Raw genomic sequence first — 26,678 nt, forward strand, 5'->3', positions numbered from 1 at the left:
CGAAGCAGCACGACGCCGAGCCCGTCGAACGGGAAGAACAGGGGCCGAAACCGACCGATTCCGGTTACTTCACCACGTCGATTTTGGCACGGTCGATGGACAGCGCCACCGCCGCGACGACCACGAGCCCCAGGATGATCTCCTGGACGAACGAGTCGATGCCGAGCAGGTTCATCCCGTTGTTCAGCACCGCGATGACGAGCACGCCCAGGATGGTCCGGTGGGGCCCGCCGACGCCGCCGGTCAGCGCCGTCCCGCCCATGACGATGGCGGCGATGCTGGGCAGCAGGAGCCCGCTCCCGATGTTCGGCGAGGCCGACGAGATGCGGAGCGTCAGCAGGACGCCCGCGGTGCCACAGAGCAGCCCCGACAGCACGAAGGGGTAGATCTTGTAGCGGTCGACCTTTGCTCCCGCGAGTTCGACGACACGCTCGTTCTCCCCGAGCGCGAAGCAGTACCGGCCGAACTTCGTCCGGAACGCCAGGACGATGGTGATCACGTAGATGAGCAGTCCCCAGAGCACGAGGTTGGGGATACCGAGCACGTCCCCGGTCGAGATGGTGCGGATGGCGGGATTCCGGAAGGTGATGGTCGAGCCACCGGTGATGATCTTCCCGACCCCGGCCAGCACCGAGAGCGTCCCGAGAGTGACCAGGAACGAGGGCACCTTGAGCTTCGTGAAGACGATGCCGTTGAACAGGCCGGCGAGCATCCCGACGCCGATGGCGAGCGGGATGGCCAGCAGGCCCAGGCCGAACTGCGAGATCAGGACGACGGTCACGACGCCCGTCAGCAACACGACCGACTCGACCGAGAGGTCGATGCTCTGCTGGAGGATGGGGAACGTCCCCGCCAGTGCCACCAGCAGCAGCGTGACGGCGTTCTTCGCGACGTTGTCGAGCAGGTTGCTCTCCGTCAGGAAGTTGTCCGCCGTGAACGTGAAGATGATAATCAGCCCGAACAGCATGACGAACGGGCCCAGATCCTGTATCCAGTCCTGGAGGCTACGCTGCTCTCGTTGTTCGGTGATCCACTCGCTGACGCTACTTGTACTCATTGTTAGATCATCTCCTGTATCAGGTCTTCTTCGGTCGGTTTGTTGCCCGGCGACGCGTCGAACGGCTCGCCGACGAACTCGCCTTTCGCCATCACGGCGATGCGGTTGGACATGCCGATGACCTCAGGGAGCTCGTCGCCGATGAAGACGATCGAGACGCCCTTGTCGGTCAGCTCACGGCAGAGACGGTACACCTCTTCCTTGGCACCGACGTCGATGCCCCGGGTCACGTTGTCCATCACGAGCACCGGGGTCTCCTGGGCCAGCCAGCGGGCGATGACGACCTTCTGCTGGTTCCCGCCGCTCAGGCCGTGCACCAGCGCGTTGGGGCCCGGCGTCTTGATGGACAGCTCCTCGATGGCGTTGAGGGTCGCCTCCTTCTCGGCGTCCAGGTCGAGGAGCGGGGTGTTGCCGTTCATGTCCCGAACCATCGCCAGGGAGGTGTTGACCAGCACCGACTGATAGAGCAGCAAGCCTTCGGACTTCCGGTCCTTCGGGATGTAGCCGACGCCCGCGTCGACCATGTCCGAGACCGTCGGATTCTGTAGGGTGGTGCCGCCGACGGAGACCGAGCCCTGCGTCATGTCGAGGTCGCCCGCGAGCAGGCGCCCGAACCGCTGCTTGCCCGAGCCCTCGACGCCGACGATACCGAATATCTCCCCCTCACGGACGGAGAAGGAGATCGGACCGACGGTGTCTTCGTAGGTCACCGCGTCGACGGTCATCGTCGTCTCGCCGAGGTCGGCCTCGCGCTGCTGGTCGGGGACGCGGTAGTACTCGTCTGCGGTCTCCCGGCCGACCATCGCCTGCTGCAGCGAGTCCGTGGTGGCCTCGGCTGCGGTGGTGTCGTCGACGCGCTCGCCGTCCTTGAGGACGTAAATCCGGTCGGAGATCTGCAGTACCTCGTCGAGTTCGTGGGAGACGAAGACGAACGTCGCCCGGTCCCGCAGGTCGTTCACGAGGTCGAAGAGGATCTTCCGGCCGCTCTCCTCGAGGCCGGCCGTCGGCTCGTCGAGCAGGATGACCGGGTTCTCGGACTTCTGGGAGACGTGGAACGCCTTCGCGATCTCGAGCATCTGGCGCTCGTTGAACGTGTAGTTACGCACGCGCTCGTCCACGTCGATGTTGATTCCCAGCTCGTCGACGAATGCCTGTGCCTCCTTACGCATCTGCTCCTTCTCGAGTACCCCGAAGCGCTCCATCTCCCGCCCGAGATAGAGGTTCTCGTACCCCCGCATGGTCGTGATGACGTCCTGCTCCTGGTGGACGAGGGAGACGCCGTAGTTCGCCGCTTCACGCGGATTCGTGAACGTGACCGGGTCTCCGTCGACGTACAGCTGGCCCTCGTCGGCCTGCAACACGCCGGTCAGGATGTTCAGCAGCGTGCTCTTGCCCGCGCCGTTCTCTCCGACGAGGCCGATGACCTCGCCGTGGTCGACGGTGAGCGAGACGTCCTTGAGGGCCTGCACGTGGCGGAACGACTTCGAGATGCCTTCGACGCGGAAGCTGTAGTCGCCCCCGCCAGCCGGGCCGGGCTGGTCCGCCTCCATCGCGTCCGTGTGTGTCTCTGATGCCATGGGGGTATGAGAGACTTATTTGAGGGGGTTCGTCTTGAACTGGTCCTTGTACAGCTGGGTCGTCTCCTCCTGAGCGGCACTGTCGGTGTAGACGCCCGGCAGGCTGTACCCGCTCGGCTTGTCCTTGTCCTTCCAGTCGAGGACCTCCTTCATGTCTGCGAGGTTCATGGGCTGCATGTCGATCTGGGGATCCCAGGCGTCCTCGCCGGCCTCGACGACGGACATCTTCGTCCAGTCGTAGGGCGTCTCGCCCGAGAAGATGGCGTCGTTGTAGTCGGCGGCGTCGACCACGGGGAGCCGGTCGATCGTGTCCGTCCAGTCGCCGGGGTTCTTGACACAGACCGGCGCGTTGAACGCCATCATCCGCTCCGGGCCACTGAGCGTGTGGCCGTTGATGTAGTCGTGACATTTCGCGACCGACCAGCCGGCCTGCCACGGGCCCATGCCCGAGACGGTGCCGGTCATCCGGTCCTCGGCGATGGCCGCGAGCCCGGGTTCGCTGGCGTCGATGCCGACGACCGGCACGTCGATGTCGTTCTCCTCGAGGATGGTGAGCCCACCCAGCGCGACGGCGTCGTTCTGGCCGAAGTAGCCGTCGATCTCGTCGCCGAACTGCGAGACCTTGTCGTTCATGACACTGCGGGCGTCCGAGCGAATCCAGTTGCCCGGCTGGCGTGGCCCCGCCATCTCGATGTCGGGGTACTCCTGCATCGCCAGGTCGACACCCTTGTTCCGACCGATGTTCGGAGCCGTGCCGCGGTTCCCTTCGATGTGGACGAACTTCCCGCTGCCACCCATCGCCTCGAAGAGCATCTTCGCGGCGGTGTAGGCGTGGTTGACGAAGTGCGGCGTGAAGAACGTCACGTACTCCTCGCCGGCGTCCTGTGGGACGAACCAGTCGGCGATGGTGACTGCGAGTACACCCGGGGTTTCGCCCTCCACCAGCGTCTCCGCGAGGGTGATCGCGGCGGCGTTGGTGTAGGTCTGCCCGGCGATGAAGTCCGCGTTGTTCGACACCGCCGTGTCGAACTGCTGTTGCTGTGTCTGAACCTCACCGTTGTTCGTCTGGACGTTCGTCTCGTAGCCGAAGGCCTCACAAGCCTCGAGGTAGCCCTTCTCCCAGCTGAGCCAGTAGGAGTTCTGTCGGTTGGCGATGGAACCCATCGAGGTCAGACTCCCGCCCCCACCGCCGTCTCCGCTCCCGCTGTTCGTTCCACCGCCACCACCACCGCCGCCGTCGCCGCCACCGCCGGTACAGCCGGCGAGCCCACTCAGACCCGCCAGTGTACCCGCGGCCGCGGTGTTTCGGACAAACTGCCGTCTGGACTGAATGCTGTTATCTCGTGCCATGGTGCCGTTCACCTGCTACTGTTGATTCCTATATAATAAATGTTCGTATTTCCTTAACGTGTTGCACATAAAGAGGCAGCTCGCAAGAAGTCGGCTCGGCGGCTCGTGTGAGCGCGAGTAGCCGAAATCTCAGTACATCACTTTCCCGGCCGAGACGTTGATGTCCTGGCCGGTGATCTGTCGCGCGTCGTCGGAACAGAGGTAGCGGACGGTGTTGGCGACCGCCCGCTTGTCGACCAGTTCGCCGCGGGCGCTCTCGTTCTTCACGTCCGCCTCGACGGCGTCGAACGACCGGCCCGTCGCCTCCGCCTGGCGCTCGAACACCGACCGGATGCGGGGCCCGTCGACCGAACCGGGGCAGACCGCGTTCACGTTGATGTCGTGTCGGCCGACCTCCGCTGCGAGGGTGCGGGTGAAGCCAATGAGTCCCATCTTGGCGGTCGCGTACGGGGTGCGATTCACCAGGGGGCGTTTCCCCGTCACGGAGGCGATGTTCACGATGCGACCGTACCCCCGCTCTTTCATCGCCGGCAGCACCTCCCGACACATGAAGAACGCACCACGGAGGTTGACGTCGAGGGTCGCGTCCCACTCCTGCGGGTCGACGTCCTCACACGCCGCGGTCGGCCCGGCGATGCCCGCGTTGTTGACGAGCACGTCGATCTCGCTACAGCTGGCGAACGCCTGGTCGACGGCGTCGCGGACGCTATCGAAGTCCGACAGGTCGGTCTGGACGGGATACGCCTCCTGTCCGGCCGACCGGACCAGCGAGGCGGTCTCCTCCATCAGGTTCGCGTCGATATCGGCGATAACGATGTCGACGCCCGCGTCGGCTAGCTCCTCGCATATCGCCTGGCCGATGCCACGGCCCCCTCCGGTGACAATGGCTGTGCTATTTCGCCGCATGCCGTAACGGGGCGACCAATCCCACTTAAATCTATCCTAGTCCTCGACGACCGGGGCGCCACGCAGCACACAAACATTTTTATATTGCTGTTCGACAGTTGGGAGCATGCCCTACGAAGGCTTCGACGACTACTTCGAGAAGAAGATGATTCTCAGCGTCGCGACCACCGGCGGGCTCCACGGGAAGGAGGCCAACCCGAACCTGCCGACACAGCCCGAGGAGGTGGCGACCGACCTCGCGGCGTGTGAGGAGGCCGGCGCCTCGATGGTCCACCTGCACGCCCGCGACGCGAACCACGAGGACACGAAGGACGTCGAGCGCTTCCAGCAGCTGCTCGACGCCATCGACGACCACTGTGACGACATCGTCGTGAACTTCACGACCGGCGGTGGCGGCATCTACTCCCGCGAGGAGCGGATCGCGCCCGTCCTCGAGACCGAGCCCGGCCCGGAGGTCGCCACCATCGACGTCGGGCCGATGAACTTCGGGCAGACGCGCACCGCCATCAACCCCCGCGAGATGAGCGAGGAGTACGCCGAACGGATGCGCGAGGCGGGCGTGAAACCCGAACTGGAGCTGTTCAACCAGGGGCACATCCCGGAGATGCAGAACCTCATCGACAAGGGGCTGGTCGACGCCCCGTACTGGGCGACCGTCATCCTCGGGATGCAGACGGGGACGCCCCCGCACCCCCGGAACCTCATCAACTTCGTCGACAACCTCCCCGAGGACACCGAGTGGCAGGCGCTCGCGGTCGGTCGCTACCAGCTCCCGCTCACGACGATGGCGATAACGATGGGCGGCCACGTCCGGGTCGGGATGGAGGACAACGTCTACTACCGGAAGGGAGAACTGGCCGAGAGCAACGCCCAGCTGGTCCGCCGGACTGCCCGCATCGCCGACGAACTCGACCGCCCGCTCGCCACCCCCGACGAGACCCGCGAGATCCTCGGACTCTGACCACCCGTTCGCGTCACGTCCCCCTGTTTTCGCCCCGACGACGCCCACGATTCGCGTGGGTCGAAATTTATATATCCGAGCGGTGCTCGTCGCTACCGAATTTAAATAGTCGTGCGGGCTGGTACCATCTGTCCCGGAATCTGAATTCGGCACGCGCGAATTTTATATACAGGGGACTGTAGGTGGGAGCATGGGACGCGAACGCACGACTCGGACGCTGAAGACGACCGAGACGACGCTCGAGGTCATCGAGGCGCTCGAATCACTCGACGGCGGCCGGGTGTCGGAACTCGCGGAGGAACTGGACATGGCCGCGAGTACCGTACACGCCCATCTGGCGACGCTCGAGAAACACGAGTACGTCGCCCGCGAGGGCGACGAGTACCACCTCGGGCTCGAGTTCCTCTCGCTCGGCAACTACGTCGGCCGACGGAAACCGGCGTACGAGACCGCGGAGGCGTACACCGAGAAGCTCGCCAGCGAGACGGAGTGCCGTGCGGTGTTCATGGTCGAAGAGCACGGCTGGGGGGTCTACATGTTCACGGCCTCGGGCGCACACGCGGTCTGGACGTACTCGACGGTCGGGAAGAAGGTGCCGCTCCACGTCACCGCCGCCGGGAAGGCCATCCTCTCGAAGCTCCCGGAGCAGCGCGTCCGCGGGATCATCGACCGCCACGGGCTGAAAGCCGAGACGGCGAACTCCATCACGGACCCCGAAGAGCTGTTCGCCGAGCTGGCGACGATCCGGGAACAGGGCTACTCGTTCAACAGCGAGGAGCAACTGGACGGCGTGCGGGCGGTCGGCGTCCCCGTCACCGACCACCACGACCGCGTCATCGGCTCGTTCAGCGTGGCGAGCCCCGCCAACCGGCTCGACGACACCGCGTTCGAGCAGGACCTCCCGAACACCCTGCTCGGCATCGCCAACGAGTTCGAACTCGAACACACCCTCACCTAGAGGGAGGCTTTTTGCGTGCGGTCGTCTATCGACGGACAATGAGTGACGCCGGGAACGACGCCGACGGGACGGACGTCCCCCACACCAACAGCAAGGTCGGGCGACTCATCGAGGAGTACGGGCTCGACGGTCGCGGTGCGTGGCTCGAAGAACGGTGGACGACCGACGGGACGAGCCTCCGCGACCTCGCAGACGAGTTCAACCAGCTGCTGCTCGAGGCGGCGATGCGCGACGCCGGGATGGACCCGCTCGACCACGACGTCGCGGGGACCTACGAGATGCTGACAGACGAGACGACGAGCAGCGGGTCGCGGGTCGAACTCCGGAACCGGCTGGAGTGGGACGGCGTCGACGTCGAGGCGCTCGAAGCCGACTTCGTCTCCCACCAGGCCATCCACACGTACCTGCGGAAGTTCCGCGAGGCAGAGCGCCAAGAGCCGGACGTCGACCCGCGAGCGAGCGCACAGGACACCATCGAACGACTCCAGGGGCGGACGAAGGCGGTCGCGACGGACACCCTGTCGCGGCTGGCGAACGGCGGCGACCTCACCCTCGACGAGTTCGACGTCCTCGTCGACGTGCGGGTCATCTGTTCGAACTGCGGCACCCAGTACCAGCTCCCCGACCTCCTGGAGCAGGGCGGCTGCGATTGCCAGTAGCCATTACAGACATACGGTTGTAATGACAATGGAGAGAAGTATTACAGACATATGTTCGTAATGGAACTCCGATACGGACGCAAACCTGATAACCGGCGTCCCCGTGGGTCGAGATATGGAACCAGCCAGTGTGACCGAGGTGACCGCCGAGGTCCACGTCCGGAACGTCGGCGGCATCGACGAGACGACGGTGTCGCTCCCACCGGGCGTCAACGTGCTGACCGGCCGGAACGCGACCAACCGCACGTCCTTCCTCAAGGCCATCATGGGAGCGCTCGGCAGCGACGCCGTCCCCCTCAAGGCCGATGCCGAGGAGGGCGAGGTGTCGCTCACGCTCGGCGACGAGACGTACACCCGCCAGCTCGTTCGGGAGAACGGGACCGTCGTCACGTCGGGTGACCCTGGGCTCGACGACCCCGAACTGGCGGAGCTGTTCGCCTTCCTGCTGGAATCGAACGAGGCCAGGCGGGCGATCCGTCGCGGTGCCGACCTCCGTGACGTCATCATGCGACCCGTCGACACCGAGGCCATCCGCCGACAGATCGACGACCTCCGCGAGGAGCGACAGGAGCTGGACGACCGCCTCGAGGAACTGGAGTCGCTGAGCCGGGAGCGCCCGGACCTCGAGGCGCGACGCCACGAGCTCGACGAACAGCTCGAGGAGAAACGGGCCGCCCTCGAGGCGAAGGAGTCGGAGATCGAGGCGGCCAACACGGACCTCGAGGAGAGCAAGGCACGGAAACAGGAACTGCAGGAGCAGCTCGACGAGCTCCAGGCCGCCCGGTCCGACCTCGAACGAGTGCGGTTCCGCATCGACTCACAGGAGGAGAGTCTGGAGGCGCTGCGGAACGAACTCGACGACATCGAGGCGACGAACGCGAGCCTGTCGGGGGCGCCCGACGAGGAGGCGGCCGAAATCGAAGCCGAGCTCGAACAGCTCCGGAGCCAGAAGACGCGGCTCGACGGCACCATCAGCGAGCTCCAGAGCATCGTCAACTTCAACGAGGAGATGCTGGAGGGAGACTCCGGACGGCTCCACGCGTATCTCGACGACGAGCCGGACGAAGCCGGCGACGTGACAGACCAGCTCGTGACGTCGGAGACCGTCACCTGCTGGACCTGTGGCACGTCGGTCGACCAGAGCGCCGTCGAGTCGACGGTCGACCGCCTCCGGTCGCTCCGCCGTGACCTCCTCGACGAGCGGAGCGAGCTCCAGGCCGAACTCGACGACCTGGAGATGGAGCGCGACCGTCTGGCCGAACAGCGGAAACAGCTCCGGGAGATGGAGCGGCGCCACGAGCAGCTCACGGACGAGATCGACGACCGCGAGTCGAAGCTGGCGGAGCTCCGCGACGAGCGGGAGTCGCTACGCGAGCGCGTCGAATCGCTGGAGGACGCGGTCGACGCCCTCCCCGACGAGGACTACGGCGAGGTCGTCGACCTCAACAAGGAGGCGAACCAGTTGGAGTTCGACATCCAGCAGCTCGAAGAGGAGCACGCGGAGGTCGAGAGCCGGCTCGACCACATCGAACGCGAGCTCTCCGAGCGCGAGACGCTCGAAGCGCAGGTCGACACGGTCGACGAAGAACTGGCGGACCTCCGGACGAAAGTCGAGCAGATCGAGGCGGACGCTGTCGAGCAGTTCAACGAGCACATGGCGGCCATCCTGGAGTTGCTCGACTACGACAACCTCGAACGGATCTGGATCGAGCGCCTCCAGCGCGAGGTGAAGGAGGGACGCCAGAAGGCCATCGAGAGCGTGTTCGAACTCCACGTCGTCCGCCAGACCGAGTCCGGGACGGCGTACGAGGACACGGTCGACCACCTCTCGGAGAGCGAACGCGAGGTGACGGGACTGGTGTTCGCCCTCGCCGGGTACCTCGTCCACGAGGTGTACGAGACGGTGCCGTTCATGCTGCTCGACTCGCTGGAGGCCATCGACGCCGACCGTATCGCCAGCGTCGTCGACTACTTCGCCGACTACGCCCCCCACCTCGTCGTCGCTCTCCTCCCCGAGGACTCCGAGGCCCTGGCCGACGAGTACAACCGGGTCAGGTCCATCTGAGTCCCTGCCCCGACGGTTCTCGCCGAGTGGGGGCTTTCTACGTAACGAGAACGAAATACTGAGATTAGTAGTTGTACTATTTTTGAGCGCGGACCGGCTCTCGGTTGTAGCACAGATAGTACCTGTTTATCTGCACAAATAGAGAATAAAATCCAATATTATGACAGTAAATGCAGTAGATATCCAGAATATTTCCTAGTGCTAGGTTCAAACCGGCCCCTGTCTCGCCAAAACGCATTTCGCTGTGAATAGGGTGGCTGTGTAGTTCGGCTACCCCTCGAATACAGCTACATCGGCACATCTTGTTGACGGATTGGTTATTCGAGATGGCGGTGTGACTGAGTTCGCCCGCCGAGGCAGGCCGAACAGAGTATACAACTATATACCTCAATAAAGTGGTTGAATGTCCGCCAGCAGACGCCCCACAGATCGTCGACCGGTCGCTCAGCCGGCGTGTGTACGACCGGGCTGCGCGTTCTGTATTGGCGAGTTCCACACCGGGTGTTGTTTCAGCCCCTGAGCCGCCCCGGAGCGGTGACGGTCCCGGGCGTAGCCGGGAGTTAATTCGACAATTCGTTTCCAAGATTTTATTACGGAATATTCACCCAACGTCTCCATGGTCGCAGTCGACGTGCCGAGCCCCGTTCCACCCGACGACCGCGACGCGTGGTACGCACCGGCCGTCCACGCACAGTACGCGGTCGGCCACCGGGTCATCGTCTCGATTCACGAGGGACCGGACGCGTTCACCTACGAAGTGCGCGAACCGTCGTGTCCGGACGACGAGGCACTCGAACGGGCGGAATCGTACTTCGAGGAGGCGAGCGTCCAGCCACCACTCACGCGAGAGGGGGCTGCCGAGCGCCTGGAGCACGGGCTCCCGGCCAAGTGGGACGACGCACTCGACCGACTGGTCGACTGCTCGCCCGCCGCACGGCGTCGCCTCGTCTACCACGTGCTGTCCCGGACGCGGTGTCTGGGCGACGTGACGCCGCTGGCGCTCGACTCGCGCGTCGAGATGGCCGACGCCGAGGGCGACCGACTCGTCGTCCACACCACTGACTTCGCGCCGGCTGTCACCGACTTCGCCGCCGATACCGTCGGCGTCGAACGGTTCGCCAGCGAGCGGCTCGCCCGCTACACCGTCGACTTCCACGGCTTCGAGGTGCCGGTCGTCCTCTACCGCGAGAACACCCTCGGGGGCGACCCCTTCGCCGTTGTGAGGTAATTCATTGTAACACGGCGAACAAAAGTATTCGTACTATTAGGCGTACTTCCGACGCCGTTCGACTAATCGCTCCCAGGTCGAGGCGATCCAGAACTCACTCGATGGGACTAGGAGATGGCGATGAGACGATTCGTGGTAGTTTTGGCGTACGAGTGGGCGTGAAATCCACAGATCTTCGTGACTAGATTCGAGTACTTCGATGTCGAGTGCTCCGAAGCGTACGTCCATCGGCTGCCCCTCGAGCCGAACCAATATTTTAACTACTAGTAATAGTCGAGATCGTTCGATTCAAGCATATTATGCAGTTTTATCCACTCAAAACTCGGTTATCACCATATCTGTGTTACGTCTCCAAGAACACTTGAACTGATCTTTTTGTCATATTCTGATGCCATCCCGTGCGCTCCCCACGGCGGAGAGGGTCGGATTTATTAGCGTCTCGCGTGACCGGACTGATGATGCGCGAGCGACTTCATCCGGTACTGGACGGTGTCTGCGAGCGGGACTGGGAGACCGAACCGCTCGAGCGGCTCGAACCGATGCGGTTCGCGGTCATCGGCGTCGGCTGGTTCACGCGGGGGCGAGCACTCCCCGCGCTCGAGGCGAGCGAGGTGTGCGAGCCGTCGGTCGTCGTGACCAGCAGCGAGGCGAAGGCCGAGCGTGTCGCCAGCGAGGTCGACGGCGACGCTCGCGGCATCACGTACGACCAGTTCCATGAGGGCGTCGCGGCGGACGCGTACGACGCCGTCTACGTCGTCACGCCGAACGCGCTGCACCTCGAGTACGTCGAGACAGCCGCCGACTTCGGCAAGCATGTCCTCTGTGAGAAGCCGATGGAGCGCGACTCGGCGCGGGCCGCCACGCTCCGCGAGACGTGCGCCGACGCGGGCGTGGAACTGATGGTCGCCTACCGGATGCACACGGAGCCGACGGTCCGCCGGGCCCGTGAACTGATTGAGGCGGGCGTCGTGGGCGAACCGATGGAGGTCCGGGGGACGATGTCCCAGCGCCTCCTCGACCGCATCAACGCGGACCCGGACCAGTGGCGGCTCGACCCTGAACTCGCTGGAGGTGGGGCGCTGTTCGACATCGGACTCTACCCGCTCAACACGGCGCGGTTCCTGCTCGACGCCGACCCGGTCGCCGTGACCGGGCGGACGCGGAGCAGCCACGACGCGTTCGACGAGGTCGACGAGACCGTCTCCTTCACCGTCGAGTTCCCCGACGACGTGTACGCCTCGTGTTTCGCAAGCCACAACGCCCGGCAGTCGAGTTGCATCTACGTTACCGGCACCGAGGGTCGGGTCGGCGTCGAACCGGCGTTCTTCCAGGACCAGCAGCGCACCCTCCGCGTCTCCCGCGGCGGCGGCCGTGCGAGCGTCGACGTCACGGCGGTCGACCAGATGCTCGAGGAGTTCGACTACTTCGCCCACCAGGTCCGGACGGGCGGGCCCCTCTACGCGGACGGGAGCCACGGACTCGTCGACATGCACGCGATGGAGGCCGTCTACGAGGCCGACGAGCGTGGTCGGTGGGTCGACGTCGAGTAACTACGCAACGACGGCGAGCCGCCGTGTGCTCGTCGACGGGAACGACCCGTGCCGACCGAGGTCGCGTCGCCTCAGGCGTTGAAGCCGTCGTGGAACCCGACGAGCTTCTGCCGCGAGAAGTGTTCGACCGCGTACTTGATGCCCTCCTTGCCGACGCCGCTATCCTTGAACCCGCCGTAGGGCATGTGGTCGGCGCGGAAGCCGCTCACCGTGTTGACGTTCACGCCCCCGGCGTCGATCTCGTCGGCGGCGCGGCGCGCCCGGTCGATGTCCTGCGTGAAGATTCCGGCTTCGAGTCCGTAGTCCGTGTTGTTCGCCTCCGCGATGGCGGCGTTGAAGTCCGGGACCGAGATGACCGGCACCAGCGGGCCGAACACCTCCTCGTTCGCCGCGGGCATGTCCGGCGTGACGCCCGACAGCACCGTCGGCTCGAACGTCCGGGGGCCGAGGTCGCCACCGTAGTTGCCTCCGCACTCGACGGTCGCGCCGGCCTCTACGGTCGCCTCGTACAGTTCGACGACCGTCTCGAACTGGTCGTCGTCGACCATCGACGCCACGTCGGTCGCCTGGTCGAACGGGTCGCCGACAGTCAGCGACTCGGCCGCATCGACCAGCGCCTCGATGACCTCACGCTCGATGTGCTCGGGAACGATGACCCGCTCGACGCTGTTACAGACCTGTCCCGCGTTCGAGCACGCGCCACCGACGACCTGTTCGGCTGCTGCCTCGATGTCGGTGTCGTCCCAGACGATGGTCGGGTCGTTGCCGCCCAGCTCGAGGGTCAGCTCCTTCATCCCGCTGTTCGCGGCGAGGTACTTGCCGACCGCAGTGCTGCCAGTGAACGAGATTGCCTCGACGGCCTCGTGCTCCAGTAGCACGTCGCCGGTCGTGCTCCCGCTGCCCGTGACGACGTTCACCAGCCCCGACGGCGCACCCACCTCCTGGCGGGCCTCCTCGAGGAACTCGAACAGTTTGAGGCTCACAAGCGGCGTGTTCGACGCCGGCTTCCCAACGACAGCGTTCCCAGCCGCCAGCGCCGGCCCGACCTTGTGTACCATCAGATTCAGCGGGAAGTTGAACGGCGTGATGGCCGCCACGACGCCGAGCGGTTCGTGCTGGGTGAAACAGTGGTCACGGGCGAACCCCCGCTGGGCGTCCATAGGGACGTACTCGCCGAACTGCCGCTTGGCCTCCTCGGCGGACAGCCGTAGCGTCTGGACCGCGCGGTCGACCTCCGTCTCGGATTCGACGAGCGGCTTCCCCTGCTCGCTCGTCAGGAGGCGTGCGACCGACTCGGCCTCGTCCTCGAGGTGTGCGGCCGTCTCCATCAGCAGCTCGTAGCGCTCGTACGCGGACAGCTCCGACGCCTCGGCGGCACGGTCGGCCGCCTCGACCGCCTCGACGACCTGTTCGCGGTCCGCGAGCGCGATTGACCCGACGACCGAGCCGTCGTACGGATGGATCACGTCCCGACGCTCTCCGGTGTCGATCCACGACCCGTCGACGAGCAGTGCTCCCTCGTACCCGCTGGTACGCTCTAGGCTCATACTGGGTAGAACGTATCGACAACTGCTGATAAAAGTTTGTGTCGATGAAGGGACCTTACCACAACTTATTTCTGGTCCCTTTTCGAGACGTTTGGTATGTCACTATCAGGGGTGTATGTCCCCATGGCGACGCCGACCACCGGTCGGCGTGGCGAACTCGACGAGCACGCGCTCCACGAGTACACCGAGTGGCTGGTGGGGAGTGGCATCGACGGACTGTTTCCCTGTGGGTCGATCGGCGAGTTCTCGAGCCTGACCGACGAGCAGCGGGCGCGAACGACCGAGGTCGTCGTCGACGCCGCCGGCGACATCCCCGTCCTGGCCGGCTGTGGCGACACGAGCACCGACGCGGTCCTGAACCACATCGACGCCGCGGCGGACGCCGGTGCCGACGCCGCCGTCGTGGTCACCCCCTACTACCTCCAGACGACCACGGCGGGACTGACGACGTTCTTCGAGTCGGTCGCCGACGCGGCCAGTCTCCCCGTCGTTCTGTATAACATCCCGGCGCTGACGAACCAGCACCTCTCGGTGGACGCCGTCGCACAACTCGCCGAACACGAGAACGTCGTCGGCCTCAAGGACACCTCGGGCGACATGACCTTCGTCTACGAGGTCTGTGAGGCGACGCCCGACGAGTTCGGCGTCCTGCAGGGCGCGACCGAACTCGCGCTCGCCTCGCTCGACGCGGGCTGTGACGGCCTCGTCGCCGGCCCCGCGAACGTCTTCCCCGGTGCGGTCGTCGAACTATTCGACGCGTACCGGGCTGGCGACCGTAGCCGCGCCGTCAGCCTGATGAACACGGTCATCTCACCGACCGTGAGCGCGACCAGCGACGTTCCGACGGCGGCAGCCATCAAACACCTCCTCAATTTCGCCGACCGGAGCATCGGGAAGCCGCTTGCGCCGCTCCCACAGCTCGACCAGTCACAGAAACGCGTGCTCGAGCGCTCGTACCGACACATCTCAGAGACGGCGGCCGCGGCCAGTCGCTGACGGGCCGTCTGCGGTCGACCTCCTTCTCACCGCCGCCGATAAATCGAGGGTGCCCTGTCTCAGGCGTTGTTGACTTCGGAGTCGATCTTCGACTGGGCGTCGTCGAGCGCCTTCTGCGGTGACTTGTCGCCCACCAGCGCCTTGTTCGCCTCCGTGAACAGGATCGAGGAGAACGTGGTGTACTTCGGCGTCGACGGGCGGGCGCTCGTCTGTGCCGTGATGTCCTTGAACGTCTTGAGCTGCGGGTTCTTCTCGTAGTTCTCCTCGTTGTAGACGCTCTTGCGGACCGGCAGGTAGTTGTGCTCGACTGCGAGCCGCGTCTGCACCTTCTCCGATGCCATGTAGCTGGCGAACCGCTGGGCTGCCTCCTTGTTCCCCGAGTAGCGGTTGATGAAGATGTTCCAGCCGCCGAGACAGGAGTTGTTCGCGTCGGGATGCCCCTCCTGTTTCGGCATCGTCGTCACGTCGAACTTGCCTTGGACGGGCGAGTCGTCCGCGTCCATCAGCCCGACCGCATACGGCCAGTTGCGCATGAACAGGGTCTTGCCCTGCTGGAACGTCTGCCGGTTCTGGTCGGTGCTGCTCGCAGGGACGGAGTCGGGAGTGACGTCGTACTTAGTGATGAGATCACGTGCGTGCGTGAGCGCCTCGACTCCCTTCTTGGAGTTGACCACCAGCTTGCCGTCCTTCTGGACGCTGCCGCCCATGCCCCACAGCCAGTTGAGCCACATGATCGTCAGCCCCTCGTTCGGGCCGCCCTGCCAGATGTAGCCGTTCTGGATCTCGTCGTCCTGCTCGAGGATGTCCTGGGCGATCTCGACGACCTCCATATACGTGCTCGGCGGCTCGTCGTAGCCGTACTCCTCAAGCTTGTCCGAGCGGTAGTAGAACCCGTTGGCGTCGGTGAAAAGCGGCATCCCGACGAGCGTTCCGTCGACCGTCGCGGCGTCCACGGGCGTCTCGAGCATCGCGTCGGTGCGGTTCTCCGGGTCGGCGATCGGCTCGATCCACTCGTTCTGCGCGAACTCCGCCGGCCAGATGACGTCCATCATCCCATTGTCGAAGTCCGACGACTGCGAGACGAACTGGTTGACGAAGTACTTCCGGGTGGACGACGACTCCGCGGTCGTCGTCTGGGTGTTCGCCTCGACTCCGGAGACGTCCTCGTTGAACATCGGGACGATGTCGTCGCTGAACACCCCCGAGTACCCCGGCGCGATGAACTTGATGTCGGTCGTGCCGCCGCCGCCACCGTCACCGCCGTCGCCACCACCGCCGTCACCGCCGTCGCCACCACCGCCGTCACCGCCGTCGCCACCACCGCCGGTACATCCCGCCAGACCAGCGATGCCTGCCACGCTCAATCCCTTGATAAACTGCCGCCTCAGCGCTGCTTGGCTGTCTTCCACCATACAGGGCACCATAGCGGATGGAATTAATAATACTTTTCATTAGATTCACCACCCTAAACAGGGAACTAAAGTACGACCGAGGGTGGCGTTATCCGTCGGCTAGCGAGTGGACTTCGTCCCACACGTCGTCGTCGACCTGTACCGTGCTGGTGTCCGCCCGGCTGGCGGACCGCTGGCCGGGGAGTCGCACCTCATCGATGCCCGCGGCCGTGTCGACATCGGTGAGCGTCGAGAGGAACGCTTCGATGCGGTCGACGGCGCGCTCACCACCGAGCGACGTCGGGTCGACCGCGACGAACAGGTCGCCCTTCGTACACGGGTCCTCGGTGTGGTAGGTCCCGGTGACCTCACGACCCATCGACGCGCCGACGAGCCCGCCTGCCAGCACCTCGACGGCGACAGCGAGTCCCGACCCCTTCGCGCCGCCGAAGGGACGGATAACTCCCGCGAGCGCTGCCTCCGGATCAGTCGTCGGCTCGCCGTCGGACGTCAGCGCGACGCCCTCGGGTAGCGTCTCACCCTGCTCTTTCGCTCGCAACACCGCCCCCCGCGAGATACTCGACGTGGACATGTCGAGGTTGAACGGCGGGGCGGTCGGCAGTCCGATGGCGATGGGGTTCGTCCCGAGGACGGGCTCGGAGCCACCGTGTGGTGGCATCGCCGGCTCGGTGTTCGTCATGCCGAGCGCCACGTAGCCATCGCGCCGGGCCGTCTCGGTGTAGTACCCGAGCATACCTAGGTGGTTCGTCCCGTGGACGCCGACGGCACCGACGCCGTACTCTGCGGCTCGGGCACACGCTTCTGCCATCGCCTCCGTCGCGACGACGGGGCCGAGCCGCGAGCCGCCGTCGAGCGTGGCCGTCGCGCCGCGCTCTCTGACGACCGCGATCTCTCCTTCGGGGTCGACGTTCCCGTGTTCGATGCCGCGGACGAACCGGGGAAGCCGTATCAGGCCGTGCGAGTGGGTCCCCCGCGCGTCGGCGCTGACGAGCACTCGTGCCGTGTAGGCGGCGTCCTCGGGCGTGATACCGTGCGCCTCGAACGCAGCCGCCGCGACGGACTCCGCTCGGTCACGTTCGAGTTCCATTACGTGGAGGGTCCGATTCTATGGATGGCGAACTGGCTCTCGCCCATCGCTTCGCTCATTGTGACCTTGCCGTTGACCACCTCGACAAGTTCGTCCCACAGCTGGTCGGTCGCCCACTCGAACGACTTGTCGCCGACGAGTGCCTCGCTCACGTCCACGTCGGTCTGCTCCGGGACGCGCTCGGCGCTCCCTGGGTTCCCGGTCACCTTCACCGTCGGCATCACGGCGTTCGAGAGCGTGTGACCCTGTCCCGTCGAGATGACCATGAAGTGCGCCCCGCCGGCACCGATGCCGGTGACCGACTCAGCGCCGTGTCCGGGCGTGTCCATGATGTACATTCCGGACGGCTCGGGGATCTGCTCCGCGTAGTCGACCATGTCCTGGATGGGACCCTCACCGGACTTGACGAGCGCCCCCAGCGACTTCTCCTCAATGGTCGTCAGCCCGCCGTCCATGTTGTCGGGTGTGGGCTGCGCACCGCGCACGTCATAGCCGGTCGCCTGGAGTCGCTGGTCCCACCACTCGACGCGGTCGAGGATCTTCTGTCGCACGTCGTCATCGACGGCCCGCTCCGACAGCTCCTCCTCGCCGCCGAAGAACTCCGGCGTCTCGGCGAACACGCCGCTCCCACCGTGTTCGTCGATGAGCCGCCAGACCGCACCCGCTGTGGCGTGGTGCTGACAGAGGCCGCTCGTGGTGTCTGAGGTTGCACAGTTGATGCCGAAGGTGAGCTTCGACATGTCGTGTGGTTCGCGGCGCTGTGCGCTCGCCTCCTGTACCATGTCACGGGTCGCGTCCACCGAACGCTGGAGCGCGTTCATGACGCCCTTCTCGCGGTGGATGTTGACGCTCTCGGAGGGGCGTCCCGTCTCGGCGATATCGTCCGCGAGTTCGTCACCGTCGACTATTTCGCCTGCGTGGGCCACGACGACCGCCCCGTACGTGTTGGGGTGCGTCGCGTACCCGAGCAACGTCCGGTACGTCTGGAAGACGTCCGGTTTCGTCTGACACCGGCCCAGCGGATGGGTGATGGGGATGGCGTCGTCGACGATCTCTGCCGTGCGCTTCACCGTGTCGTTCGCGTACGGTGCCGTCGAGACGACGACGACGTGGTTGCGGATGCCGACACTCCCGTCCGTCCGTTCGTATCCGAGGAACTCGCTCATTATTCGTGGATAGCTTGGGCTTCGCCGCCGGCCTTGTCGCCGCGGCCGTAGTTGCTCTCGACGTTCTGGACGTGGACCCACGTGCCGGCGGGAATGTCCTCCGTCGCGTTACCGATGCTCTTGCCGTACTTCGTGATGGTTTCGCCCGCCTCGATGTCCTCGATGGCGAGCTTGTGGCCGAACCGGACATCCTCGAGAGCCTCGACACTCCGCACCTCGTCGCCGGTGTCGACCTCGACGGTCTCACCGGTCTCGATGTCGCGGAGTGCCGTGGCCACGTTGTCCGACGGCTCTACGACCTTCAGATAGCGGTCTGGCATGCGAGTAAGCCGACACCGCGATGTCACATAACGTTTACCTAGACGAGTGCCAGCACGACCACCAGCGAGAGCGCGCTGACCGTGAGCAGGTGGACGAGCACCAGAAGCAGCGGTCGGACCCCGGTGTCGACCATCTCTCCAACCGTGATCTCGAAACCGAGCCCGGCGAACGCGAGTGCGAACAGCCAGTCGGAAGCGGTGACGAGCGTCGCTCGCTGGCCGGCGGACACGAGCCCCAGGTTGGCGACGACGACCACGAGAACGAACCCGGCGATGAACTTCGGGAACCGGTTCCACGCCGTGGTGACGTTTCCGGATCCCTTCGTGTACGTCGCGGAGTAACCGATGACGAGGAGGCCGATGAACGCGTTCCGGACGAGCTTCGTCAGCGTCGCCCACTGCCCAGCAGTCTGCGAGTACGCGAAGCCGGCGGCGGCGACCGGTCCGGTCGAGAACATACTGAGCCCTGCCCAGATGCCGAACGTCTCCCCGGAGAGGCCGAGTAGTTCGGCGGCGACGGGGAACGTCACGAGGGTGACGGCGTCGAACACGAGGACCGTCGCCGCGGCGTAGGCGATCTCGCGTTCGGCCGCGTCGATGCTGCCGGCGACGGCGACGACGGCCGACACCCCACAGACGCTCGCACCCGCGGCCAGCAACGAGCCGGTCCGGTCGCCGAGCCCGAACACGAACCGCGAGAGAGTCTCGGTGTACACCACGCCGAACAGGACGACGCCGGCGGCCAGCGCGACGACTGTGGGGCCGATGCCGGCGAGTTCGGCCAGCGAGAGCCGTGCTCCGAGGAGGACGATCCCCGTCTCGAGGAGGAGTTTGTGGCTGTCGAGTCCGGGACGGACGACAGCGGGTGTACCGACAAAGTTGGCGACGACGACGCCCGTGGCGACGGCGACGATCAGCGCGCTGAGTGGCGTCACTGCTGCGACGGCGTGGCTGGCCACCGCGATGCCGCCCATCAGCGCGATTCCCGGCGCAATACGAGTGGCGCGCGCGCGAATGGACGGCACTGCCGCTCCGGACATCTACAGGGTGGTCGCGAGCAGCAGGAGACAGCCGAGCGCAGTCGCCTTCCAGCCGCGGTCGAGTTCACACCAGTGGTGCCAGAGGCGCGTGCTGTACTCGCCGATTGCGGTCGTAACTCTTGCCGACATCTGTGACGCTGTCGAGGACCAGTCCGTGGAGGGGCTTAAAGCTACTCCGTCGCCGCTGGCGCGACGTGGCTAGATTTATCACAGAGGAGCCGCCACCTACGATGAACAATGGCTAACACAGAGCAGTCTGGGGACGCCGGGGCCGCGCCCGCTCGCGGTTACGCCACGGCGTTCCGAACGCGGCTGGAGCGGTACCGTGAACTCCGGCTGAGCGAACAGGAACTCGCGGCGGTGTTGCTGGCCCCGGTGCTCGCCTTCCTGTTCGCCGTGTCGTTCTACCCCATCATCGACACCATCTGGGGGAGTCTCCACACCGGATACGTCCTCCCGACCCGCGAATCGGCGTTCGTCGGGCTGGACAACTACGTGGCGCTCGTCAACGACGGGAGCTTCTGGAACGCCGTCAAGGTGAGCATGATCTACACGTTCGTCAGCGTTCCAGTGGAGCTGGTGCTGGGGCTGGCGGTCGCCCTGCTCCTGAACCGGCAGTTCAAGGGTCGGTACCTCGCGCAGGCGGCAATCCTGTTCCCGTGGGCGCTCCCGACGATCATCAACGCCCGCATCTGGGCGTGGATGTTCCACGGACAGTACGGCGTCATCAACGACATGCTCGTCCGCATCGGCATCCTCTCGGAGCCGTACGCGTTCCTCGCCCACTCGGATACGGCGCTGGCGGCGATGCTCTTCGTCACCATCTGGAAGACCACCTCGTTCATGGCGCTCATCCTGCTCGCGGGGCTCTCGAGCATCCCGGACCACCTCTACGAGGCGGCCCGGATGGACGGGGCCTCGCGCTGGCGACAGTTCCGCGACATCACGCTCCCGCTGCTGAAGCCGACAATCCTCGTGGCGCTCATCTTCCGGACGCTCCCGGCGCTGCAGGCGTTCGGCCTCCCCTTCGGGCTGGCCGGCGGTGGGCCGGGCGAGGCGACGACCACGCTCGTCCTGTACGCGAACGACATCACGTTCACGCGACTCAACTTCGGACAGGGCTCGGCCACGGCGACCGCGATCACGTTTATCGCGCTCGGCATCAGCCTCCTATACGTCACGACCCTCTACGAACCGGAGGTGCGGTAGATGAGCGTCGTCGACCGCGCCACGTTCGACGTCGACTCGCTCCAGGAAGTCGGCAAGAAGCTCGGCTTCTACGGCTCCGTCGCGGTGCTGTGTGCCGTCTCGTTCTTCCCGGTGTTCTGGATCTTCGTCACCTCGCTCAAGACGACGGGGAACATCGTCCAGTTCCCGGTCCACTACATCCCGACCGAGGTGACTCTCGACAACTACCGGACGGCGCTCACCGACGCGCCGTTCTTCCGGTACCTCGTCAACTCCGCCATCGTCGCGGGCGGTACCGCCGTCGTCTCCGTGCTGCTGGGCGCACTCGCCGGCTACGCGCTCTCGCGGCTCGAGTTCGACTACAAGGTGCCAGTGCTGCTCGTCATCCTCTTCTCGGCGATGCTGCCGTTCTTCTCCCGGCTCATCCCGCTGTTCCAACTCGCCCGGCAGGTGGGGCTGCTGAACGACTATCTCGGGCTCATCTTGCCGTACTCGGCCTTCCAGCTCCCGTTCGCCATCTGGATCTTCCAGGCGTACTTCAAGGAACTCCCCGACTCGCTCGAGGAGGCCGGCATGATGGACGGCCTCTCCCGCCTCGGGGTGCTGTTCCGCATCATCCTCCCGGTGTCCGCGCCCGCGATGGCAACCGCGGCCATCATCGTCTTCATCTACGCGTGGAACGAGTTCCTGTTCGCGCTCGCGTTCATGACGCAGGACAACATGCGGACGATAACGGTCGGCATCGCGCTCTACCAGGGCGAGTACACGTTCCCGTGGGGGACCATCTCCGCGGCGGTGTTCATGTCCATCGTGCCGCTCATCCTGTTCATGCTGCTGTTCCAGCGGAAGATCGTCGAAGGACTGACTGCCGGCGTCGGTAAGGCGTAACCCTACGCCGACGGCTCGTTCTGCACGTTCGGAATCGACTCACCCGCGAGCGCCCGCTTCACAATGGTCGCCGCGGTTCGGCGTCGTTCGGTGTTCGCCTCCTCGGAGTACCACGCGACGTGGGGAGTCGCGACGACCCGGTCGTGCCCCCGAAGTGGGTGGTCGGCCGCCGGCGGTTCACTCGGGAATACGTCGAGTGCCGCCCCTCGAAGCGTACCCGCGTCGAGCGCTGCCGCGAGTGCCTCGTCGTCGACAATGGGCCCGCGCGCGACGTTGACGAGGTACGCGGAGTCCCGCATGCGCTCGAACGTCGACGCGTCGAACAGGCCCTCCGTCTCGGGCGTGAGCGGCGAGTGGACGGTCACGTAGTCGGCGCGGTCGAGCAGTTCGTCGAACTCGACGAGTGTCGCGGGGTCGTCATCGAGGTCGTCCGGCGAAAGGAAGGGGTCGCTGGCGACGACCGACGCCTCGAGCGCGGCCGCCCGCGCACCCACGGCACGCCCGATGGCCCCGTAGCCGACGACGCCGACGGTCTGCGTCGAGAGCCGGTGGAGCGGCGTGGCCACGTCACGGTCCCAGTCCCCGGCCGCCACCGACGCGTCGTACCGGCCGAGGCCGCGCGCCAGCGCGAGCAGGAGGGCGACCGCGTGCGTTGCGACCTCCTCCTGGCAGTAGTCGGGGACGTTCGTCACCGGGACGCCGGCGTCGTTCGCCGCCCCGAGGTCGACGTTGTCCACGCCGATACCGTAGCGGGCGACGACCCGACACCCCGAGAGTGCGTCGACGTGGTCGGCCGACAGCGTGCTCCGGAGGTTCAACACCGCGTCGGCGTCGACCAGGTCCCCGGGGTCGACGTCGACACCGGGACGGTCCGCGAGTTCGACGACGTCCGCGACGCCGTCCAGCACCTCGCGCTCGACCGCGAGATCGTCGAAATCGTGATCGGTGATGACGACGCGGACCATCTCAGATGACGAGCTCCGAGTCGTCGGTGAGGTACCGTTCGGCGACGTCACGGTCCAGTTCGATACCGAGGCCCGGGCCCTCGGGCACGTCGATGTACCCATCCTCAAGGATGGGGCCGCTGCCGTGGGTCCGGACCGCGAGGTCATTCCACCACGGCACGTCCCGCGCGTGGTACTCCATGGCGACGAAGTTCGGGATGGCCGCCGACACGTGGGCACCGGCGACGGTGCCGAGTGGGCTCGAGATGTTGTGCGAGGCGATGGGGACGCCGTAGAGGTCACAGAGCTTGGCGATGGTGACGTACTCGCCGAGGCCGCCGCACTTGTTGACGTCGGGCGCGGCGATGTCCATAATGCCCGCGTCGAGCGCGTCGTGGAACTGCGAGGGCGTCACCAGGTTCTCGCCGGTCAACACGGGGGTATCCAGTTTCTCGCGGACGCGCCGCTGTGCGTCGAGTTTCCCCGGTGGACATGGGTCTTCGAGCCACGCGAGGTCGAACTCCTCGACGGCGCGGCCGAGCCGGACGGCCGTCTCCACCGTGAAGTTCCAGTGGAGGTCCATCCCGAGGTCGATGTCGTAGCCGATCTCCTCGCGCACTGCGCGGACGAGTTCACGCTTGTGCTCGATGGCCTCGTTGTCCATCCGCCGGTTGGCCTCGTCGTACGTGTCGTGGGTTGGCACGTCGAGGTCGAACTTCAGGGCGTCGAACCCGGCGTCGACGACCTCTCGAGCGGCGCGGGCGTACGACTCCGGCGTGTACACCTCTCGCGGGTCGTGCGCCTCGGCCTCGCCGAGCGACTCACCACCGTGGGTGTCACAGTAGATCTTGATCTCGTCGCGGTACTTCCCGCCCAGCAGCTCGTAGACGGGGACGTCAAGCACCTTCCCCTTGATGTCGTAGCAGGCGGTCTCGATGGCCGTGAACGCGGCCTGTCCGATGCGGCCACAGCCGGTGTACCGCTGGTTCAGGAGCTCGACGATGCGGTCGGTGTCGAGCGGGTTCTCGCCCTCGAGATCGATGTCCATCCGCCCGGCCATGTCGAGTGCGGCCTCCGCGCGGAACGTCTCGCCGAGACCGTACACGCCGGCGTCGGTTTCGACCTTGACGATGCCCCACGTGAAGTTGCCGGCCAGCGCCATCGTCTTCACGTCGGTGATCTCGACGTCTCGCTCAGGCGGACGGTGGGTCTCCTCGACGCCCATATCGCGCCAGGGGACGCCGCCCCCCTGCGGGATACGGTAGTCTGGTTCCGAATCGTTCGGCATCACCCGTGAGTGGAGGTAACACGCGAATAAACGTTGCGATGGCGAGGAACGTCCGCCGGCTGCACACGCTTAGTCGGCCGACGGCGACCGGGCCGCTGGCGGAACGTTTAATATCTCCACACGTCCGTTCGCTGGCATACAGATGGCACGCTCGACAGTATCCGGCGTCTCGTCGTACGACGTCGACGGCGACACCGTCCACCTCGACTGTGAACTCGACGCTGCGGACGCCGACGTTACCCAGCCGTGGCCGCTCCCCGTCACGCTCACGTTCTACGACCCGAGTACGTTCCACTTCGAACTGGAGGTGAACCCCGAGACGGCGACCGAGCCGGACTACCCCGAGTACGACCCCGAGGCGGTGGCCGAGCCCGTCGCGCTCGAGGTGACCGAGACGGACGGGCAGCTCCACCTCGAGACCGACCGACTCCGGGTCGTGGTCGGGCTCGACACCTGGAGCTTCCGGGTGGAGTCACTCGACGGGACCATCGTGTTCGAGGAGCAGCGCGCCGACTTCGACGTCGCCGCCCAGCACCGCGTCGACCCGCTCGGTTTCACACAGGAGCGCATCAACAACCGCGGCCGTCGGGTCGACGAGACCGGGACCGCGTTCCGGCTGTCGCCCGACGAGAAGATCTACGGCGTCGGCGAGCAGTTCGTCGAGTTCGACCGCCGGGGCCGGGAGATCGAGGCGTGGCACGAGGAGCCACTCGGCACCGAGACCGAGCGTGCGTACAAGTCCATCCCGTTCCACCTCTCGACGAACGGCTACGGCATGCTCGTCGACACGACGAACCGCGTAAGCTACGACTTCGGGAAGACCTCGACCGCGAGCGCCACCGTCGGCGTCGACGACGACCGGTTCGCGTTCGTCTTCTTCTACGGCCCCGAGTTCCGGGACGTCGTCGAGACGTACACCGCGTTCACCGGCCGACCGGACCGCCCGCCGAAGTGGAGCTTCGGGACGTGGATGTCGCGACTGGGCTACGAGTCACGCGCGGAACTCGAGTCGATTACCGACCGGCTCCGCGAGGAGTCGATTCCCTGTGACGTCGTCCACCTCGACCCGTTCTGGATGCCGCCACAAGAGTCGTGTACGCTCGAGTGGGACACCGACCAGTTCCCGGACCCGGAGGGAATGATCGACGGACTCAACGAGAAAGGGTTCCGGCTCTCGCTGTGGGAGCACCCACACGTCCCCGCCGGGACCGAGGCGTTCGAGGAGGGCGTCGAGGAGGAGTACTTCGTCACCGACGGCACGGGCGACGCCTACCTGCTCGACAACACGTGTCAGGGGAACTACCGGGGCGCGCTCGTCGACTTCACGAACCCGGCGGCCGTCGAGTGGTGGAAGGACAAACACCGGCGTCTCCTCGAGATGGGGGTCTCCGTGTTCAAGACCGACTACGGTGAGTACGTTCCCACCGACGCGGTGTTCCACAACGGGAAGAGCGGGACGTCGATGCACAACCTCTACCCGTATCTCTACAACGAGGCCGTCTACGAGACGGTCGGCGAGGTCAACGGTGACGACGAGGCCATCGTCTGGGGGCGAGCCGCGTGGACGGGGAGCCAGCGGTTCCCGATGCACTGGGGGGGCGACCCCCAGACGACGTGGAACGGGATGTCGGCGGCGCTCCGGGGCGGCCTGAGCGCCTCGCTCTCTGGGATCGCATTCTGGAGCCACGACATCGGCGGGTTCCGTGGCCGGCCCTCCGACGAGCTGTACGTCCGATGGGCGCAGTTCGGCTTGCTGTCGAGCAACAGCCGATGTCACGGCACGACGCCGCGCGAGCCCTGGGAGTACGGCGAGGAGGCGCTCGACGTGTTCCGGGCGTACGCGCGGCTGCGCTACCGGTTGCTACCGTATCTCTACACCTACGCCGAGGTCGCCGCGCGGACGGGGCTGCCGGTGGTCCGACCGCTCGTGCTGGAGTACCAGGACGACCCGGCGACGCATCGGCTCGACACCCAGTACCTGCTCGGCGAGGACGTACTCGTCGCCCCGGTCTATGAGGGCGCGACCACCCGCGACGTCTACCTGCCCGAGGGAGAGTGGTACTACCACGAGACTGGCCGGCGGTACACGGGCAAGACGACCGTGTCGGTCGACGCCCCCCTCGACACCATGCCGATCTTCTACCGAGGTGGCGGCGTCGTCCCCCGGCGTGCGGCAACGGAGACGGTGCAGCCCGGGACACCTGCGGAACTCACTTATCGAGTGTTCCTGGCCGACGGCGTTGCGTCGGGACGTTATTACGACGAGGAGACAGACGCCATGCTCGACGTAGAGGTCGACGCGACCGGCGACGAGGTCGAGGTGTCGCTCGACGAAGGGAGCGTCACGGCCATCATCCTCGATGTCTCCGGGGTGGACGACCGGCCCGACGAGGTGTGCGTGAACGGCACCGCGCCCGAGACGTGGGAGTACGACTCGGCAGCGAACGACCTCGAGATCGTAGTCTGACGCGGACGCCCAGGAGGTGGATTT

Annotated in this window: 23 protein-coding genes; 10 read left to right on the forward strand and 13 right to left on the reverse strand. The window is 65.7% G+C overall.

Going from position 1 to position 26,678, the window contains the following annotated elements; genetic code table 11:
• Nucleotides 1-64: 64 nt before the first annotated feature.
• The 4 genes from NL126_RS04370 to NL126_RS04385 all read right to left on the reverse strand — a co-directional run bounded on the left by NL126_RS04370 (nt 65) and on the right by NL126_RS04385 (nt 4,890).
• A complete protein-coding gene (locus NL126_RS04370) occupies nt 65-967 on the reverse strand; it encodes an ABC transporter permease (RefSeq protein WP_350355520.1) in 903 nt (300 codons plus the stop codon).
• 92 nt (nt 968-1,059) lie between these two features.
• Nucleotides 1,060-2,634: a sugar ABC transporter ATP-binding protein gene (locus tag NL126_RS04375; RefSeq protein ID WP_255197697.1), complete on the reverse strand. Its 1,575-nt coding sequence runs from the start codon at nt 2,632-2,634 to the stop codon at nt 1,060-1,062.
• A 15-nt stretch (nt 2,635-2,649) separates the two neighbouring features.
• Nucleotides 2,650-3,984 carry a sugar ABC transporter substrate-binding protein gene (locus NL126_RS04380; protein WP_255197698.1) on the reverse strand — a complete coding sequence of 445 codons (1,335 nt, stop codon included), beginning with the start codon at nt 3,982-3,984 and terminating at the stop codon, nt 2,650-2,652.
• A gap of 129 nt (nt 3,985-4,113) precedes the next feature.
• Nucleotides 4,114-4,890, reverse strand: a complete 777-nt coding sequence (locus NL126_RS04385) for an SDR family NAD(P)-dependent oxidoreductase (protein WP_255197699.1) — start codon at nt 4,888-4,890, stop codon at nt 4,114-4,116.
• Nucleotides 4,891-4,996: 106 nt separating this feature from the next.
• Here NL126_RS04385 and NL126_RS04390 point away from each other — a divergent pair, with 106 nt between their 5' ends.
• The 6 genes from NL126_RS04390 to gfo6 all read left to right on the forward strand — a co-directional run bounded on the left by NL126_RS04390 (nt 4,997) and on the right by gfo6 (nt 12,311).
• On the forward strand, nt 4,997-5,851 hold the full coding sequence (locus tag NL126_RS04390) for a beta-keto acid cleavage family enzyme (RefSeq protein WP_255197700.1): 855 nt from the start codon (nt 4,997-4,999) through the stop codon (nt 5,849-5,851).
• A gap of 190 nt (nt 5,852-6,041) precedes the next feature.
• The gene (locus NL126_RS04395; RefSeq protein WP_255197701.1) at nt 6,042-6,809 is read left to right on the forward strand and encodes an IclR family transcriptional regulator; all 768 of its coding nucleotides are present in this window, start codon (nt 6,042-6,044) and stop codon (nt 6,807-6,809) included.
• 38 nt (nt 6,810-6,847) lie between these two features.
• Entirely contained in the window at nt 6,848-7,468 is a 621-nt protein-coding gene (rdfA, locus tag NL126_RS04400; protein ID WP_255197702.1) for a rod-determining factor RdfA, read from the forward strand.
• Between the two features lie 115 nt (nt 7,469-7,583).
• On the forward strand, nt 7,584-9,533 hold the full coding sequence (locus NL126_RS04405) for an archaea-specific SMC-related protein (RefSeq protein ID WP_255197703.1): 1,950 nt from the start codon (nt 7,584-7,586) through the stop codon (nt 9,531-9,533).
• 616 nt (nt 9,534-10,149) lie between these two features.
• Complete coding sequence (locus tag NL126_RS04410) at nt 10,150-10,761, forward strand: hypothetical protein (RefSeq protein WP_255197704.1); 612 nt, start codon at nt 10,150-10,152, stop codon at nt 10,759-10,761.
• Between the two features lie 455 nt (nt 10,762-11,216).
• A complete protein-coding gene (gene gfo6 / locus NL126_RS04415; protein WP_434084158.1) occupies nt 11,217-12,311 on the forward strand; it encodes a D-xylose 1-dehydrogenase Gfo6 in 1,095 nt (364 codons plus the stop codon).
• A 71-nt stretch (nt 12,312-12,382) separates the two neighbouring features.
• Here gfo6 and NL126_RS04420 read toward each other — a convergent pair whose 3' ends face one another.
• Nucleotides 12,383-13,858, reverse strand: coding sequence for an aldehyde dehydrogenase family protein (locus NL126_RS04420; RefSeq protein WP_255197706.1), 1,476 nt, complete (start codon nt 13,856-13,858; stop codon nt 12,383-12,385).
• Between the two features lie 96 nt (nt 13,859-13,954).
• Here NL126_RS04420 and NL126_RS04425 point away from each other — a divergent pair, with 96 nt between their 5' ends.
• Complete coding sequence (locus tag NL126_RS04425) at nt 13,955-14,854, forward strand: dihydrodipicolinate synthase family protein (RefSeq protein WP_255197707.1); 900 nt, start codon at nt 13,955-13,957, stop codon at nt 14,852-14,854.
• Nucleotides 14,855-14,913: 59 nt separating this feature from the next.
• On the opposite strand, the gene NL126_RS04430 is transcribed toward NL126_RS04425, so the two are convergent.
• The 6 genes from NL126_RS04430 to NL126_RS04455 all read right to left on the reverse strand — a co-directional run bounded on the left by NL126_RS04430 (nt 14,914) and on the right by NL126_RS04455 (nt 20,008).
• Nucleotides 14,914-16,212: an ABC transporter substrate-binding protein gene (locus tag NL126_RS04430; RefSeq protein ID WP_255197708.1), complete on the reverse strand. Its 1,299-nt coding sequence runs from the start codon at nt 16,210-16,212 to the stop codon at nt 14,914-14,916.
• A gap of 142 nt (nt 16,213-16,354) precedes the next feature.
• On the reverse strand, nt 16,355-17,353 hold the full coding sequence (locus tag NL126_RS04435) for an Ldh family oxidoreductase (protein WP_255197709.1): 999 nt from the start codon (nt 17,351-17,353) through the stop codon (nt 16,355-16,357).
• Nucleotides 17,353-18,519 (reverse strand): UxaA family hydrolase, encoded by a 1,167-nt coding sequence (locus NL126_RS04440; RefSeq protein WP_255197710.1) that lies wholly within the window; start codon nt 18,517-18,519, stop codon nt 17,353-17,355. Before NL126_RS04440 ends, NL126_RS04435 begins: the two co-directional genes overlap by 1 nt.
• The gene (locus NL126_RS04445) at nt 18,519-18,839 is read right to left on the reverse strand and encodes a UxaA family hydrolase (RefSeq protein WP_255197711.1); all 321 of its coding nucleotides are present in this window, start codon (nt 18,837-18,839) and stop codon (nt 18,519-18,521) included. Before NL126_RS04445 ends, NL126_RS04440 begins: the two co-directional genes overlap by 1 nt.
• A 38-nt stretch (nt 18,840-18,877) precedes the next feature.
• Nucleotides 18,878-19,879 carry a YeiH family protein gene (locus tag NL126_RS04450; RefSeq protein WP_255197712.1) on the reverse strand — a complete coding sequence of 334 codons (1,002 nt, stop codon included), beginning with the start codon at nt 19,877-19,879 and terminating at the stop codon, nt 18,878-18,880.
• Entirely contained in the window at nt 19,880-20,008 is a 129-nt protein-coding gene (locus NL126_RS04455; protein ID WP_255197713.1) for a hypothetical protein, read from the reverse strand.
• A gap of 108 nt (nt 20,009-20,116) precedes the next feature.
• On the opposite strand from NL126_RS04455, the gene NL126_RS04460 reads away from it, so the two are divergent.
• Both NL126_RS04460 and NL126_RS04465 read left to right on the forward strand, forming a co-directional pair.
• A complete protein-coding gene (locus NL126_RS04460; RefSeq protein ID WP_255197714.1) occupies nt 20,117-21,088 on the forward strand; it encodes a carbohydrate ABC transporter permease in 972 nt (323 codons plus the stop codon).
• Nucleotides 21,089-21,955, forward strand: coding sequence for a carbohydrate ABC transporter permease (locus NL126_RS04465; protein ID WP_255197715.1), 867 nt, complete (start codon nt 21,089-21,091; stop codon nt 21,953-21,955).
• Between the two features lie 2 nt (nt 21,956-21,957).
• Here the strand turns inward: NL126_RS04465 and NL126_RS04470 are convergent, their stop codons facing one another.
• Nucleotides 21,958-22,920, reverse strand: coding sequence for a C-terminal binding protein (locus NL126_RS04470; RefSeq protein ID WP_255197716.1), 963 nt, complete (start codon nt 22,918-22,920; stop codon nt 21,958-21,960).
• A 1-nt stretch (nt 22,921) separates the two neighbouring features.
• On the reverse strand, nt 22,922-24,187 hold the full coding sequence (locus NL126_RS04475) for a mandelate racemase/muconate lactonizing enzyme family protein (RefSeq protein WP_255197717.1): 1,266 nt from the start codon (nt 24,185-24,187) through the stop codon (nt 22,922-22,924).
• A gap of 142 nt (nt 24,188-24,329) precedes the next feature.
• Between NL126_RS04475 and NL126_RS04480 the strand changes: the two genes are divergently transcribed.
• A complete protein-coding gene (locus NL126_RS04480) occupies nt 24,330-26,654 on the forward strand; it encodes a glycoside hydrolase family 31 protein (RefSeq protein ID WP_255197718.1) in 2,325 nt (774 codons plus the stop codon).
• Nucleotides 26,655-26,678 lie beyond the last annotated feature (24 nt).

This window comes from Halorarius litoreus (assembly GCF_024362405.1).
GTDB lineage: Archaea > Halobacteriota > Halobacteria > Halobacteriales > Haloarculaceae > Halorarius > Halorarius litoreus.

Coding starts and splice junctions, on each gene's coding strand:
- NL126_RS04370 (WP_350355520.1), bottom strand. CDS start 967: ATGCTGTTCGGGCTGATTATCATCTTCACGTTCACGGCGGACAACTTC.
- NL126_RS04375 (WP_255197697.1), bottom strand. CDS start 2,634: ATGGCATCAGAGACACACACGGACGCGATGGAGGCGGACCAGCCCGGC.
- NL126_RS04380 (WP_255197698.1), bottom strand. CDS start 3,984: ATGGCACGAGATAACAGCATTCAGTCCAGACGGCAGTTTGTCCGAAAC.
- NL126_RS04385 (WP_255197699.1), bottom strand. CDS start 4,890: ATGCGGCGAAATAGCACAGCCATTGTCACCGGAGGGGGCCGTGGCATC.
- NL126_RS04390 (WP_255197700.1), top strand. CDS start 4,997: ATGCCCTACGAAGGCTTCGACGACTACTTCGAGAAGAAGATGATTCTC.
- NL126_RS04395 (WP_255197701.1), top strand. CDS start 6,042: ATGGGACGCGAACGCACGACTCGGACGCTGAAGACGACCGAGACGACG.
- rdfA (WP_255197702.1), top strand. CDS start 6,848: ATGAGTGACGCCGGGAACGACGCCGACGGGACGGACGTCCCCCACACC.
- NL126_RS04405 (WP_255197703.1), top strand. CDS start 7,584: ATGGAACCAGCCAGTGTGACCGAGGTGACCGCCGAGGTCCACGTCCGG.
- NL126_RS04410 (WP_255197704.1), top strand. CDS start 10,150: ATGGTCGCAGTCGACGTGCCGAGCCCCGTTCCACCCGACGACCGCGAC.
- gfo6 (WP_434084158.1), top strand. CDS start 11,217: ATGATGCGCGAGCGACTTCATCCGGTACTGGACGGTGTCTGCGAGCGG.
- NL126_RS04420 (WP_255197706.1), bottom strand. CDS start 13,858: ATGAGCCTAGAGCGTACCAGCGGGTACGAGGGAGCACTGCTCGTCGAC.
- NL126_RS04425 (WP_255197707.1), top strand. CDS start 13,955: ATGTCACTATCAGGGGTGTATGTCCCCATGGCGACGCCGACCACCGGT.
- NL126_RS04435 (WP_255197709.1), bottom strand. CDS start 17,353: ATGGAACTCGAACGTGACCGAGCGGAGTCCGTCGCGGCGGCTGCGTTC.
- NL126_RS04440 (WP_255197710.1), bottom strand. CDS start 18,519: ATGAGCGAGTTCCTCGGATACGAACGGACGGACGGGAGTGTCGGCATC.
- NL126_RS04445 (WP_255197711.1), bottom strand. CDS start 18,839: ATGCCAGACCGCTATCTGAAGGTCGTAGAGCCGTCGGACAACGTGGCC.
- NL126_RS04450 (WP_255197712.1), bottom strand. CDS start 19,879: ATGTCCGGAGCGGCAGTGCCGTCCATTCGCGCGCGCGCCACTCGTATT.
- NL126_RS04455 (WP_255197713.1), bottom strand. CDS start 20,008: ATGTCGGCAAGAGTTACGACCGCAATCGGCGAGTACAGCACGCGCCTC.
- NL126_RS04460 (WP_255197714.1), top strand. CDS start 20,117: ATGGCTAACACAGAGCAGTCTGGGGACGCCGGGGCCGCGCCCGCTCGC.
- NL126_RS04465 (WP_255197715.1), top strand. CDS start 21,089: ATGAGCGTCGTCGACCGCGCCACGTTCGACGTCGACTCGCTCCAGGAA.
- NL126_RS04470 (WP_255197716.1), bottom strand. CDS start 22,920: ATGGTCCGCGTCGTCATCACCGATCACGATTTCGACGATCTCGCGGTC.
- NL126_RS04475 (WP_255197717.1), bottom strand. CDS start 24,187: ATGCCGAACGATTCGGAACCAGACTACCGTATCCCGCAGGGGGGCGGC.
- NL126_RS04480 (WP_255197718.1), top strand. CDS start 24,330: ATGGCACGCTCGACAGTATCCGGCGTCTCGTCGTACGACGTCGACGGC.